This is a genomic window from Nocardioides sp. P5_E3 (genome assembly GCF_054049275.1).
In genome coordinates, this window is sequence record NZ_JBFUMR010000002.1 from 120,436 (window position 1) to 133,867 (window position 13,432).

13 protein-coding genes are annotated in these 13,432 nt (G+C 72.4%); 8 read left to right on the forward strand and 5 right to left on the reverse strand.

Annotation, left to right across the window (positions count from 1 at the left end):
* The first annotated feature begins 295 nt into the window (after window positions 1-295).
* Complete coding sequence (locus ACXJKB_RS01570; RefSeq protein WP_457184746.1) at window positions 296-799, forward strand: PH domain-containing protein; 504 nt, start codon at window positions 296-298, stop codon at window positions 797-799.
* A complete protein-coding gene (locus ACXJKB_RS01575) occupies window positions 796-2,370 on the forward strand; it encodes a PH domain-containing protein (RefSeq protein ID WP_457184748.1) in 1,575 nt (524 codons plus the stop codon). The genes ACXJKB_RS01570 and ACXJKB_RS01575 overlap by 4 nt, the downstream gene beginning before the upstream one ends.
* Here the strand turns inward: ACXJKB_RS01575 and ACXJKB_RS01580 are convergent.
* Together ACXJKB_RS01580 and ACXJKB_RS01585 are read right to left on the reverse strand one after the other, a co-directional pair.
* On the reverse strand, window positions 2,367-4,178 hold the full coding sequence (locus tag ACXJKB_RS01580; protein ID WP_457184750.1) for an acyl-CoA dehydrogenase: 1,812 nt from the start codon (window positions 4,176-4,178) through the stop codon (window positions 2,367-2,369). The genes ACXJKB_RS01575 and ACXJKB_RS01580 overlap by 4 nt on opposite strands.
* Window positions 4,179-4,291: 113 nt before the next feature.
* A complete protein-coding gene (locus ACXJKB_RS01585) occupies window positions 4,292-5,101 on the reverse strand; it encodes a M57 family metalloprotease (protein ID WP_457184752.1) in 810 nt (269 codons plus the stop codon).
* A 247-nt stretch (window positions 5,102-5,348) separates the two neighbouring features.
* Between ACXJKB_RS01585 and ACXJKB_RS01590 the strand changes: the two genes are divergently transcribed.
* Window positions 5,349-6,128, forward strand: a complete 780-nt coding sequence (locus ACXJKB_RS01590) for an exodeoxyribonuclease III (RefSeq protein WP_457184754.1) — start codon at window positions 5,349-5,351, stop codon at window positions 6,126-6,128.
* Between the two features lie 4 nt (window positions 6,129-6,132).
* Here ACXJKB_RS01590 and ACXJKB_RS01595 read toward each other — a convergent pair whose 3' ends face one another.
* Window positions 6,133-7,443, reverse strand: a complete 1,311-nt coding sequence (locus ACXJKB_RS01595; RefSeq protein WP_457184756.1) for an MFS transporter — start codon at window positions 7,441-7,443, stop codon at window positions 6,133-6,135.
* 77 nt (window positions 7,444-7,520) lie between these two features.
* On the opposite strand from ACXJKB_RS01595, the gene ACXJKB_RS01600 reads away from it, so the two are divergent.
* The 3 genes from ACXJKB_RS01600 (at window position 7,521) to ACXJKB_RS01610 (ending at window position 10,234) form a co-directional block, all read left to right on the forward strand.
* Window positions 7,521-8,537, forward strand: a complete 1,017-nt coding sequence (locus ACXJKB_RS01600; protein ID WP_457184758.1) for a GlxA family transcriptional regulator — start codon at window positions 7,521-7,523, stop codon at window positions 8,535-8,537.
* A gap of 70 nt (window positions 8,538-8,607) precedes the next feature.
* Window positions 8,608-9,771, forward strand: a complete 1,164-nt coding sequence (locus tag ACXJKB_RS01605; RefSeq protein ID WP_457184760.1) for a DNA recombination protein RmuC — start codon at window positions 8,608-8,610, stop codon at window positions 9,769-9,771.
* A 22-nt stretch (window positions 9,772-9,793) separates the two neighbouring features.
* A complete protein-coding gene (locus ACXJKB_RS01610) occupies window positions 9,794-10,234 on the forward strand; it encodes a DUF6542 domain-containing protein (protein ID WP_457184762.1) in 441 nt (146 codons plus the stop codon).
* 10 nt (window positions 10,235-10,244) lie between these two features.
* Here ACXJKB_RS01610 and ACXJKB_RS01615 read toward each other — a convergent pair whose 3' ends face one another.
* Together ACXJKB_RS01615 and ACXJKB_RS01620 are read right to left on the reverse strand one after the other, a co-directional pair.
* On the reverse strand, window positions 10,245-10,868 hold the full coding sequence (locus ACXJKB_RS01615; RefSeq protein WP_457184764.1) for an L-threonylcarbamoyladenylate synthase: 624 nt from the start codon (window positions 10,866-10,868) through the stop codon (window positions 10,245-10,247).
* A gap of 12 nt (window positions 10,869-10,880) precedes the next feature.
* Complete coding sequence (locus ACXJKB_RS01620) at window positions 10,881-11,879, reverse strand: 4-hydroxy-3-methylbut-2-enyl diphosphate reductase (RefSeq protein WP_457184766.1); 999 nt, start codon at window positions 11,877-11,879, stop codon at window positions 10,881-10,883.
* A 47-nt stretch (window positions 11,880-11,926) separates the two neighbouring features.
* Between ACXJKB_RS01620 and xseA the strand changes: the two genes are divergently transcribed.
* Together xseA and ACXJKB_RS01630 are read left to right on the forward strand one after the other, a co-directional pair.
* Window positions 11,927-13,180, forward strand: a complete 1,254-nt coding sequence (gene xseA, locus ACXJKB_RS01625) for an exodeoxyribonuclease VII large subunit (RefSeq protein WP_457184768.1) — start codon at window positions 11,927-11,929, stop codon at window positions 13,178-13,180.
* Complete coding sequence (locus tag ACXJKB_RS01630) at window positions 13,173-13,385, forward strand: exodeoxyribonuclease VII small subunit (RefSeq protein WP_300046496.1); 213 nt, start codon at window positions 13,173-13,175, stop codon at window positions 13,383-13,385. Before xseA ends, ACXJKB_RS01630 begins: the two co-directional genes overlap by 8 nt.
* The last annotated feature ends 47 nt before the right edge of the window (window positions 13,386-13,432 follow it).

Genomic DNA, 13,432 nt, shown 5'->3' on the forward strand with positions numbered 1-13,432 from the left:
CGGCCGGCGGGCAAAGGGCGAGGACGGCAGAGGGCCCGGCCGAGCGGCCGGGCCCTCCCTCCTGCGCGCCTCGGCGTCCGTCAGGAGCCGTAGACCGACCGCACCCCCGCGCGATCCGTCTCGGTCGTTGCTCCTCCAACCAACCGGTCGCGCCCGGTCTGGGGAAGCCCCGCGCAGGGTCAGGTGTCTGCACTGCATGAACCTGCAGGAGTTGCCCGCCTGGCGCTCGACGACGCGCAGCTGCACAAGTCCGGGGACGTCCGGCGCCTCGGGGCGACCTGCAAGACTCCTGCCCATGACTGACGTGGGGGGTACGCCGGTGCTGCGCGAGCCGGCCAACCGGGTGTCGCCGCAGGCAGTCCCGTTCTGGACCGTGTCGGCCCTGGTCGGCGACGCCGTGCTCGTGGTCGGCGCGCTGCTCGTCTGGTTGCTGGTGCCCGGGGTCCCGGGCTGGGCCGGCCTGGTGGTGCTCCTCCTCGCTCTCGTCGCGGCGGCGCACGTGGTGCTGATGCCCCGGATCCGATTCCGGGTGCACCGGTGGGAGGTCACCGACACGGCGGTCCACACGCGCGAGGGGTGGATCGGCCGGCAGACCCGCATCGCCCCCATCAGCCGCGTGCAGACGGTCGACTCCCGCCAGGGCGCGGTGATGCGGCTGTTCGGGCTCGCCTCGATCACCGTCACGACCGCCTCGGCCGCCGGGCCGATCACCGTGGACTGCCTCGACGCCGACACCGCCCGCGACGTGGTCGCGCGGCTGACCGCCATCACCGCGGCCACCGAGGACGACGCCACGTGATCCCCGAGCCCGGCGAGGGCTTCGTCCGGCTCAGCCCGCTCAAGCTGCTGCTCGATCCCGTGAAGGCCGTCGCGCAGTTCGTCGTGCCCGTGGTCATCGCGCTGGTCGGGATCAGCCGGAGCGACACGAAGTTCTGGCCGATCATCTTCCCGCTCGTCGTGCTGGGCCCGCTCGTCCTGGGCGCGCTGCCGTGGCTGACCACCCACTACCGCCTGACCGGCACCCAGATCCAGGTGCGCAGCGGCATCCTCAACAAGAAGACCTCGACCGCGCCGCTGGACCGTGTGCGCAGCGTCGACCTCGAGGCGTCCCTGCTCCACCGCATCCTCGGCCTGCAGAAGGTGCAGATCGGTACGGGGGTCGACGACGACCGCATCACGCTCGACGCCCTCGCCGCCGCCGACGCCCAGGCACTGCGTACGACGCTGCTGACGCGGCGCGCCGTCGCGGAGCAGCAGGCCGCGCCGGCTGCCGTGGGCCGGCCTGACGGCCCGTCGCCCGACCAGCCCGACCAGCCCGACCAGCTCGCCCAGCCCGAGGGGACCTACCGGCCCGACCGGCCCGTGGCCCCCGCTCCCCTGCCCGCGCCGGCGGTGCCGCTCGCGCGGATCGACTGGTCCTGGCTGCGCTTCGCGCCCTTCAGCCTCGGCCGGCTGGTGCTGCTGTTCGGCGGGCTCGGGGTGCTGTCGCAGTTCGCCGACGACCTCCCCATCTGGAACGAGGAGACGGCCACCTCGGCGTGGCAGTGGCTCACCCAGTTCGCCGTCGCCGCCATCGCGCTCGTGCTCTCCGTCAGCGCACTCGCCCTCTGGCTGGTCGTCTCCGTCGCCGGCTACGTCCTGCAGTGGTGGGGCTTCCGGCTCGTGCGCGAGCACGGCTCGCTGCACCTCACCTCCGGGCTGGTGACGACGCGGTCCATCACGGTGGAGGAGGCGAAGGTCCGCGGCGTCGAGATGACCGAGCCGGTGCTCATGCGACTCGTCGGCGGGGCCGAGCTCTCCACGCTGGCCACCGGCGTGGAGGACGGCGTCACGCAGGTGCTGCCGCCGTGCCCGCGCGGGGTCGCCGTCGCGGTCGGCGAGGCCGTCCTCGAGCATCCCGGCCCGCTGACCGGTCGGCTCGTGGAGCACGGTCCGAAGGCCCGGCGCCGCGCGTGGTTCCGCCAGCTCCGCAACGCGCTCGACGTCATCGTGCTGCTCGCGGTCGCCTGGTGGTGGTTCGACCTGACCTGGTGGTGGCTCGCCGCCATCGGCGCCGCACTGCTCGCCCTCGCCGCTGCGGCGGGCGAGGCGTCGTACCGCCACCTCGGGCACGACCTCGCCGGTGAGCACCTCGTCGCCGGGCGCGGCACCTTCGCGCGCATCCGCACGGTGCTCGAGACCGACGGCATCATCGGCTGGGTCGTCTCGCAGTCGTGGTGGCAGCGCCGTATCGGGCTCGTCGACCTGACCGCCACGACCGCCGCGGGCACCGAGCGGGTGCTGGTGCGCGACGTACGCCTCGACGTGGCCGTGGCGCTGGCCGACCGGGCGACACCCGGGCTGCTCACCGACTTCGTGGACCGGGTCTAGAACCAGGCGTCGCGCATCTCCAGCGTGGTGGTGTCACCGGAGGCGAGCAGGTCGAGCATCGGGCCCACCTTGGGCAGCTCCCAGCGGAAGAAGTAGCGCGCCGCGGCCCGCTTGCCGTCGTAGAAGTCCCCCGTCCGGTCCCCGACCGCGACGAGCTGCTCGAGCCACATCCACGCGACCACGACGTGGCCAGCTGCCTCGAGGTAGACGGTGGCGTTGGCCATCGTCCGCTCCGGGTCACCGAGCCCGGCCAGCGCGAGCGTCACCTCGCCCAGCCGGTCGACCGCCGACTGGAGCGCCTCGGCGTGGGCGGCGGGCTCCCCGCCCAGGTCGCGGGCCTGGGTGACGGTCTCACCGATCCGGGCGGCGAGCGCCATGAGCGAGGCGCCACCTCCGCCGAGGACCTTGCGCCCGAGGAGGTCGAGCGCCTGGATGCCGTGGGTGCCCTCGTGGATGGGGTTCAGCCGCTGGTCGCGCCAGTGCGCCTCGACGTCGTAGTCGCGGGTGTAGCCCGAGCCGCCGAGCACCTGGATCGCCAGGCTGTTGCTCTCCTGCCCCCACTGCGACGGCCAGGACTTCGCGATCGGCGTCAGCAGGTCGAGCAGCCGCCCGGTCTCGGTGCGCTCCTCCTCGTCGCGCGCGGTCGCCTGGACGTCGAGCAGGCGCGAGCAGTAGAGGTTGAGCGCCAGCGCGCCCTCGACGTACGACTTCTGCGCCAGCAGCATGCGGCGCACGTCGGCGTGCTCGATGATCGGCACCTGCGGCGCGCTCGGGTCGGCCGCCCCGAGCCGGCGGCCCTGCGGGCGGGAGCGGGCGTACTCCAACGACTTGAGGTAGGCCGTGTAGGCCGTGGTGGTCGCGGACATCCCGACCCCGAGGCGCGCCGCGTTCATCATGTGGAACATGTAGGACAGGCCCTTGCCGGGCTCGCCGACGAGGTGGCCGACGGCACCCGCAGCGCCACCGGGCGTGAAGGCTCCGCCACCGAACACCGGTGCGGTGTTGACCGTCCCCCGGCTGCCGAGCTTGTGGTTGATGCCGGCGAGCGCGACGTCGTTGCGCTCGCCGATGGAGCCGTCCTCCCCGACGAGGTGCTTGGGGACGACGAACAGCGAGATGCCCCGCGTCCCGGGCGCCGCGTCGGGCAGCTTGGCCAGGACGAGGTGGACGATGTTGTCGCCCATCTCGTGGTCGCCGCCGGAGATCCACATCTTGCTGCCGAAGATCCGGTAGGTGCCGTCGTCGGCGGGGACGGCCCGCGTGACGACGTCGCCGAGGCTGGAGCCGGCGTGCGGCTCGGAGAGCGTCATCGTCCCGAAGAAGCGCCCCTCGAGCATCGGAGTCACGAAGCGCTCGACCTGCTCGGGCGTCCCGTGGGCGAGCAGCAGCCCTGCGTTCGCGACGGTGAGGAACGAGTACGCCGCGGTGCCGATGTTGGCGGCGGTGAACCACGCCATGCACGCCGACGCCACCACGTGCGGGACCTGCTGCCCGCCGACCTCCTCGTCGAGGGTCAGCGTGAGCAGGTCGGCCTTGGCGAAGGCCTCCAGCGCCGTCGCGATCTCCGGGATGAGCAGCACCTTCTCACCGTCGAAGACCGGCTCCTCGGTGTCGCTGCGGCGGTAGTGCGGGGCGAAGTGCTCGGTGGCCAGCTGCTCGCACAGCGCCAGCAGCGCGTCGTAGGTCTCGCGGTCGTGCTCGGCGAACCGCGGTCGCTCGGCCAGCTGCTCCACGTCGAGCCACTCGAAGAGCATGAACTGCAGGTCGCGCGCGGAGAGGATGGTCGACGGCGAGGCGGTGGTGGACACGCGCCGACGCTACCCGGACGCGACCGGGGATCCGGTGCGGCGGTCCGGACGGGCCGAACGCCCCCTCCGCTCGGGACGGAAGGGGCGCTCGGGGCTGTCACCAGCCTAGGCGATCAGGAGCCGTAGAGGGTGACTGCGCCCTGGCGGTCCGTCGCCGTCATGCTGAGGTTGCTCGAGGTGCCGTTGCACTGGGGGTAGTGCATGATCGAGGACGAGTCGTACGGCGTCAGCGGGCGCCAGTTGTTGTCCTCGAAGCAGGTGCCGGCCTCGGGCCGCGTGTGCTCGTGCCGGAAGCCGAGCGTGTGGCCGAGCTCGTGGCCCAGGATGTTGCCCGGGGTCCACGACCCGGAGTTCATCAGCGACGAGGCGTTGACCAGGATGTTGCGGCTGCGCTTGCTGGTGCTCGGGAAGAACGCGCGGGCGATGTACTGCGTGGTGCTGGTGGGCTCGACGGAGAAGAGCACCGAGTTGTTGCGCACCGTGCAGCTGGCGTCCTGGGCGGGCACGTAGGTGAAGTTCACCTTCGAGGTGGCGCCCTCCCACAGCGCGGCGCCCTGGTTCATCGCGTTGACCACGTTGGTCTTCGACGTGCCGAACTTGTTGCTCACGCAGTAGGTCAGGTTGAGGGCCTGGCTGGCCGACCACTTGTCGTCGGCGCCGCCGACGGTGTTGACGATGAGGCCTTCCTGCATGGTCTCGGGCGCGACCATCGAGTCGTAGAACTCGCGGAGCTTGCCGGTGTCGGCGACGGGCTCGTCACCGTTGACGACGTACTGCTGGTCCGCGTCCTTGAACGTGGATGCGTGGAACTCCTGGAACGTCGGGATCTCCGAGTCCGTGGCGGCCAGTGCCGGTGAGGCGAGGGCCGCGCCGAGGAGTGCTGCGGAGCTGAGGGCGATCGCCCCGAGTCGACTGCGCTGCATGTGGGTTCTTCTCTCCTGATGGGGGGATTTGGCACACGCCATCTCGGAGTCCTGAGCAGCGCCGGACGTGGCCTGGAGCTGATGTGGTCACGGTCCGACAAGGGTCCAGCAGGTTTGCACACGTTCCCGAGACAGGTGCGTGCCGATGAACATCGCGCACGAGGCCCCGATCTGTAAAGACTTTCCTGCGCAAAGAGTTCCTCGCCCCACGGCATGCGCCACCAACTGCCTTCCTTAGGGTGGACGGGTGCGCATCGCGACCTGGAACGTCAACTCCCTCCGCTCCCGCATCGACCGCGTCGAGGCGTTCGTGCAGCGACACGACATCGACGTGCTCGCCCTGCAGGAGACCAAGGCCCGTGAGGACCAGCTGCCGCTGATGGGCCTGCAGGCCCTCGGCTACGACATCGCCGTCGCCGGGCTGAACCAGTGGAACGGCGTCGCGCTGCTGTCGCGCGTCGGCCTCGAGGACGTCGAGGTCGGCTTCCCCGACATGCCCGGGTGGGGCGACCCCGTGGCCGCCGARTCGCGCGCGATCGGCGCCACCTGCGGCGGGGTTCGCATCTGGTCGCTCTACATCCCCAACGGCCGCAAGCCCGACGACCCGCACTACGCCTACAAGCTCGACTGGCTCGCCCGCCTGCGCGCGACCGCGAGCGGCTGGCTCGACGGCGAGACCGCGCTCGTCGGCGACTGGAACATCTGCCCCACCGACGACGACGTCTTCGACGTCAAGCAGTTCGCGAAGTCGACCCACGTGACGCCGCCCGAGCGGGCCGCCTTCCAGGGGTTCCTCGACGACGGCTACGCCGAGGTGACCCGCGCCCACGACGCCGGCTACACCTACTGGGACTACTACCGCCAGCGCTTCGAGCGCGACCGCGGCCTCAAGATCGACTTCGTCCTCGCCTCCCCCACGCTCGCCTCGCGGGTCAGCGGCGCCTTCATCGACCGCGACGAGCGCGACCCCGCGCAGGGCACGGGCTCGCCGTCGGACCACGCGCCGGTCGTCGTCGACCTCGACTGAGGGCTCACATCACGCCGGTGGTCGGCGCTGCCACGGCGGGCTGCGGCGTGCGCCGGATGGCGTACGACATCAGCGCGGCGAGGGCGCAGAGACCGGCCGCTGCGTAGAAGGCGGGGTCGTAGCCGCCGGTGACGTCGCGGACCACGCCGGCGGCCGTTGCCGCGACGGCCGCGCCCACCTGGTGGCTGGCGAAGACCCAGCCGAAGACGATCGGGCCGGACGCCGCGCCGAACCACTCCCGGCACAGCGCGACGGTGGGCGGCACGGTCGCGACCCAGTCGAGGCCGTAGACGATGATGAAGACCCACATGCTGGGCTCCACGTGCGGCGACATCAGCGCGGGCAGCGCCATCAGGCCGACCCCGCGCAGCACGTAGTAGCCCACCAGCAGCAGCCGCGGGTCGACCTTGTCGGTGAGCCAACCCGAGGCGATCGTGCCGACGACGTCGAAGATGCCGACGACCGCGAGCAGCGAGGCGGCGGTGGTGGCCGGCATGCCGTGGTCGTGGGCCGCCGGGACGAAGTGCGTGGCGATGAGGCCGTTGGTCGTCATCCCGCAGATGGCGAACCCGCCGGAGAGGAGCCAGAAGGTCCGGCTGCTGGCGGCGTCGCGCAGCACCGCGAGGGCGCGCCCCGCGCTGGAGCCGACGTGCTGGTGGGGCGGCGGGCCGGGATCGGCCTCGGTCGCGCCGAACGCCTGCAGCCCGAGGTCGGCCGGGTGGTTGCGGAGGAGCAGGAGCACCAGCGGTACGACGGCGAGGGCGGCCGCGGCGGCCAGTAGTGCCGCCGTACGCCAGCCGTGGTGGGTGGCCAGCCAGGCCACCACCGGCAGGAAGATCAGCTGGCCGGTGGCGTTGCCGGCGGTGAGGATGCCGCTGACCAGTCCGCGGCGGGCGACGAACCAGCGGCTGGTGATCGTCGCGACGAAGGCCATCGACATCGAGCCGGTGCCGATGCCGACGAGCAGTCCCCAGCACAGGATGAGCTGCCAGGGCTCGGTCATGAAGACCGTCRGGCCGCTGCCGACCGCGACCATCAGCAGCGCGAACGTGACGACCGGCCGGACGCCGAAGCGGTCCATCAGGGCCGCAGCGAAGGGCGAGATCAGCCCGAAGAGCATGAGGTTGAGCGAGACCGCCGAGCCGATCAGCCCGTGCGACCAGCCGAACTCCTCGTGCAGCGGCTCGATCAGCACGCCCGGCACGGACCGGAAGGCGGCCGCGCCGACGAGCGTCACGAAGGACACCGCGGCCACCACCCACGCCCAGTGCAGCCGCTGCGGCCGCCCGAGGGTCGGCTCGGAAGGAGTCGTCATCGTCACCGGGACAGTCTCCCGACAACCGGCGCCGTCCGACGAGTGGCCGAAATGCCAACATGTGCAAGAATCCGGCCATGTCGTCGCCCTCCTCGTCGTCGTCGGCCGAGCCGCACCGCGTGGTCGTCCTCGCCGTCGCGCCGGTCATCGGCTACGACCTGACGATCCCGCCTCAGGTGCTCGGCGAGGCCCACGACGCCGACGGCAGCCCGCTCTACGACGTGGCGGTGGTGACCCTCGACGGGCACCCCGTGGCGGCGACCCGCGGCTACGCCATCGCCCCGTCGGCCGGGCCCGAGGCGCTCGCCAGGGCGCAGACCGTGATCGTGCCCGGCACCCAGGTCGCCGGTCCGCGACGTGACGGGACGATCGACGACGACCTCCGCGCCGCGCTGGCCTCCGTCCCCGCCGACGCGCGCTGGGTCTCGATCTGCACCGGGGCCTTCGTGCTGGCCGCGGCCGGGATCCTCGACGGCCACCGCGCCACGACGCACTGGAAGTACGCCGACGACTTCCGCCGCCTCTACCCCGACATCGCCGTCGACGAGGACGTCCTCTTCACCGACGACGGCCGGGTGCTCACCTCCGCCGGGCTCAGCGCCGGCATCGACCTCTGCCTCCACCTGGTGCGCAGCGACCACGGCACCGCTGTCGCCAACGCGGTCGCCCGCCACATGGTGGTGCCCCCGTGGCGCGACGGCGGGCAGGCGCAGTTCATCGAGCGGCACGTCCCGCGGCGCGCCGACGAGACCACCAGCGACGTACGCGCGTGGGCGCAGGGCCACCTGGACCGGACCCTCGACGTCGCGACCCTCGCCCGGCAGGCGTCGATGAGCGTGCGCACCTTCACCCGGCGCTTCCGGGAGGAGACCGGCCAGTCCCCCGGCGCGTGGGTCACCCAGCAGCGGGTCCGGCACGCCCAGCACCTCCTCGAGGCGACCGACCTGACCGTCGACGACGTCGCGACCCGCGCCGGGATGGGCACCGCCGCCTCGCTGCGCCAGCACCTGCACGCGTCCCTCGGCGTCTCGCCCTCCGCCTACCGGCGCACCTTCCGCGGTGACGCCGAACCGGGTCGGGTGCGCTCGCGGTAGTGCTCGACACGGGGCCGCGCACTCGACGCGGTTCGGAGGGTCTGTCGGTGGGTCGGTCCATGCTGGATCCATGGACACCTTCCCCCTCGTGCTGACCCTGGCGGCCGTCCTCGCCGTCGGGCTGGCCCTCGGTGCCGTGATCGGCGTGCTGTGGGCACGCAGCCGGCCGGGCGACGACACCGCGATCGCCGCGCTGCAGCAGCGGGTCGCCGACCACGCGGTCGTCCAGGACGGGCTCGAGCGGCTTCAGGACCAGCTGAGCGACCTGGCCCACGACCGCACGGCCTGGCAGGCCCAGCTCCACCAGCAGGTGACCGACGTACGCCACTCGACCGACGTGCTGCGCCAGGAGACCCACACGCTCGCGACCGCCCTGCGCAAGCCGCAGGTGCGCGGGCAGTGGGGCGAGCTCCACCTGCGCCGGACCGTCGAGCTCGCGGGGCTCGTCGACCACTGCGACTTCGCCGAGCAGACGCGCCTCGACGACGGCCGACTGCGCCCCGACCTCGTCGTCACCCTCGCCGGCGGACGCACCATCGCGGTCGACGCGAAGGCGCCGCTCGCCGCCTTCCTCGACCTCACCGGCGCCGACGACCCCGCCGAGCACGAGCGGGCGCTGACCCGGCTCGGCGAGCACGTCCGCAAGCACGTCGCCGACCTGGGCTCCCGGCGCTACTGGGAGGCGTTGACCGGCACCCCGGAGTTCGTGGTGCTGTTCCTCCCGGGCGAGGCGATCCTCCAGGCCGCGCTGCAGGCCGTGCCCGACCTCGTCGAGCAGGCCGCAGCCCGCAACGTCGTGCTGGCCACCCCCTCCACGCTGATCGCGCTGCTGCGCACCGTCGCCCAGGGGTGGCAGCACGAGGTGCTCAATGCCCAGGCGCAGGAGGTGCAGCGGCTCGGGCAGGAGCTGCACGCCCGGCTGGGCTCGATGGCCGGCCACCTCGACAAGGTGGGTCGCTCGCTCAACGCCAGCGTCGTCGCCTACAACCAGGCGATGGGCTCGCTCGAGGGGCGGGTGCTGGTGTCCGCGCGCCGCTTCGCCGACCTCGGCGTCACCAACGACCAGCTCGAGGGCCCCCGCCAGGTGGAGACGGTGCCCCGCTCGGCTGCCGCGACCGAGCTCGACGTCCTCGACGACGTCCCGGGCGCGACGGGCGACCCGACGCTCGACGACCTGCTCGACCAGCACCCCGGCTCGGCGCCCGCCGCGGCGCGCCGCGCGCGGGGCGCCTGAGCCCGGCCCTAGGTTGAGCCTCGTGACACAGGCCGACACGCGGTGGCAGGCCGGGCGGGAGCCGGGCCTGCAGGTGGTGTCCCTGGGCGTCGCCCTCACGCTGACCGCCGTCGCCCTCGACGTGCTGCTGGTCGGCAGCCTCACGCTGTTCTTCGACCTGTGCTTCGTGGCGCTGTGCCTGGGCCTGGCGGCGCTCGTGCGGCGCCAGGACTTCTACCTCGTCGCGCTGCTGCCGCCGGTCCTGATGGTCGTGGTCTTCGGCTTCGTCGCCGTCGTCGCACGCGACGCGATCGCCGACCCGCGCGACAGCCTGCTGCAGGCCGTCGTCTCCGGGGTGGCCACCCACGGCGTCGCCCTCTTCGTCGGCTACGCGCTGTGCCTGGGCTGGCTCGGCTGGCGCCTGCACCGCCAGGGCGACCTCGCCTCCGAGCTCGAGCGCGAGCTGGGTCAGCCGACCGGCTGACCCCGGTCGGTCACTCCTCGAAGCGCGAAACGTCGCCCGCCCCACGGCGTACGACGACGGGCTCGGCGTCGGACCAGTCGATCACCGACGTGGGCTCGGCGGTGACCTCGCCCGACTCGACCACGATGTCGACGACGTGGTCGAGGTCCTCCTTGATCTCCCAGCCCATCGTCCTGGCCTCGGTCTCGCCGGGGAGGATCAGCGTGCTGGTGAGGATCGGCTCGCCGAGCTCCTCGAGCAGGGCACACACGAGCAGGTGGTCGGGGATCCGGACGCCGACGGTGCGCTTCTTCGGGTGCATCAGCCGCTTCGGCACCTCGCCGGTCGCGGGGAGGATGAACGTGTAGGGGCCCGGCGTCGTGGCCTTGATGGCGCGGAACGCGTTGTTGTCGACGTGGACGAACTGCCCGAGCTGCGAGAAGTCCTTGCACATCAGCGTGAAGTGGTGGCGGTCGTCGAGCTCGCGGATCTTGAGGATCCGGTCGCGGCCGTCCCGGTTGCCGAGCTGCGCGCCGAGGGCGTAGCCGGAGTCGGTCGGGTAGGCGATGAGCTGGTCGTCACGCAGCGCCTCGACGACCTGGGAGACGAGCCGCGGCTGCGGGTTGTCCGGGTGGATGTCGAGGTAGCGGGCCATCTCGCGCTCCCGTCAGGCCTTCTGCGCCGCGCGCAGGTCGCGTCGCAGCTCCGGCGGCAGCGCGAAGATCAGCGACTCCTCGGCCGAGTGCACCGCACGGGCGTCGGGGTAGCCGCGCTCGGAGAGGAAGGCGAGCACGCCCTCGACGAGGTCCTCGGGCACCGACGCGCCGGAGGTGACCGACACGGTCTCGACGCCGTCGAGCCACGCCTCGTCGATCTCGGTGTGGTCGTCGACGAGGTACGACGCCTTGGCGCCGGCCTCGAGAGCCACCTCGACGAGCCGGACGGAGTTGGACGAGTTGCGCGAGCCGACCACGATCACCAGGTCGGCGGCCGAGGAGATCTCCTTGACCGCGAGCTGGCGGTTCTGGGTGGCGTAGCAGATGTCGTCGCTCGGCGGGTCGAGCAGCAGCGGGAACTTCTCCCGGATCGCGGCGACCGTCTCGAGGGTCTCGTCGACGCTGAGGGTGGTCTGCGAGAGCCAGGCCACCTTCGCCGGGTCGCGGACCTCGATGCGCGCGACGTCGGCCGGGCTCTCGACGAGCTGGATGTGGTCGGGCGCCTCACCCGCCGTGCCCTCGACCTCCTCGTGGCCGGCGTGGCCGATGAGGAGGATGTCGTAGTCGTCGGAGGCGAACCGCTTCGCCTCGTGGTGGACCTTCGTCACCAGAGGGCAGGTGGCGTCGATCGTCTTCAGTCCGCGCTCGGCCGCCTGCTCGTGGACCGCCGGCGAGACGCCGTGGGCGGAGAAGACCACCGTCCGGCCCTCGGGCACCTCGTCGAGCTCCTCGACGAAGATCGCGCCGCGCGACTCGAGGTTGGCCACCACGTGCTTGTTGTGCACGATCTGCTTGCGGACGTAGACCGGGGCGCCGTAGAGATCGAGTGCCTTCTCGACCGTGATCACGGCGCGGTCCACGCCGGCGCAGTAGCCGCGGGGAGCCGCGAGCAGGACGTTCTTGGCGGTCTCGGGGTCGAGGACCTGAGGAAGGCCGAGGTCGGTGCTCATGGGCCCGAGTCTACGGGCGTGTCCGCGCCCTCCCCTATCCTCACCGCGTGCCCTCACTCCGCGATGCCACGGCCGAGTCGCCGGCCCCGGTGCGGGCCGTCGCCAACGCCGTCTCGCAGTGGATCGACAAGCTCGGCGGCGTGTGGGTCGAGGGACAGATCGCGCAGGTCAACCGGCGGCCCGGCATGCAGACCGTCTTCATGACGCTGCGCGACACGGTCGCCGACATCTCGGTGACGCTGACGTGCTCCCGGTCGCTCGTCGACTCGATGAACCCGCCCCTCGTCGAGGGGGCCAGCGTCGTCGTGCACGCCCGGCCCAGCTTCTACGCCAACCGCGGGTCGTTCTCGCTGGCTGCCCGCGAGATCCGCATGGTCGGTCTCGGCGAGCTGCTCGCCCGGCTCGAGCGGCGCCGCCAGCTGCTCGCCGCGGAGGGCCTGTTCGCCCCCGAGCTCAAGCGCGACCTGCCGTTCCTCCCCGGCCGGGTCGGCCTGGTGACCGCGCCCAACAGCGCCGCCGAGCGCGACGTCCTCGAGAATGCGCGCCGTCGCTGGCCCGCCGTGCAGTTCGAGGTGGCCTACGCCGCCATGCAGGGCACCCGCTCGGCGAGCGAGGTGATGGAGGCGCTCGACAAGCTCGAGCGCAACGCCGACGTCGACGTCGTCGTGGTCGCACGTGGCGGCGGCTCGATCGAGGACCTGCTGCCGTTCTCCGACGAGGCGCTGGTGAGGGCGGTGCACCGGATGCGCACACCCGTCGTGTCCGCGATCGGCCACGAGCCCGACCAGCCGCTGCTCGACCTCGTCGCCGACGTGCGTGCCTCCACGCCCACCGACGCCGCCAAGCTCGTCGTCCCCGACATGGCCGAGGAGGTCCAGGGCGTCACGTGGGCGCGCGACCGCCTCCGCCAGGTCATCACGCAGCGCATCGCGCGCGAGCAGGACTGGCTGGCCCAGGTGCGCTCGCGCCCGGCCATGGCCGATCCCCGCAACCTGCTCGCCGCCCGCTCCGACGAGCTCGACGACCTGCTCGCGCGCGCCCGCCGTACGGTCTCGCACCGCCTCGACCGGGCCGCCGACGACATCGGCCACCAGCGCGCCCGGGCGCAGGCGCTCTCGCCCCTCGCGACGCTGCAGCGTGGCTACGCCGTTCTCCAGGACGCCGACGGCCACGTCGTCACGTCCGTCGCGCAGGCCGCGAAGGGTGCCGCCGTCTCCGTCCGGGTCGCGGACGGACGCATCCACGCCACGACAGACCGCATCGAAGAAGCCACCCTGGTCGAGGAGGACCCCGATGAGTGACGCCACCACGGAGCAGCCCAGCTACGAAGAGGCCCGCGAGGAGCTCATCGAGGTCGTCCGCACCCTCGAGGCCGGCGGCACCACCCTCGAGGAGTCGCTCGCGCTCTGGGAGCGGGGCGAGGCACTCGCCAAGGTCTGCCAGCAGTGGCTCGACGGCGCCCGCAAGCGCCTCGACGACGCGATGGGCCCCGACGCCGACGACTGACGCCGACGACTGACCGCATCCGCTGGTCGAGGTGGGACGAAGTCCCG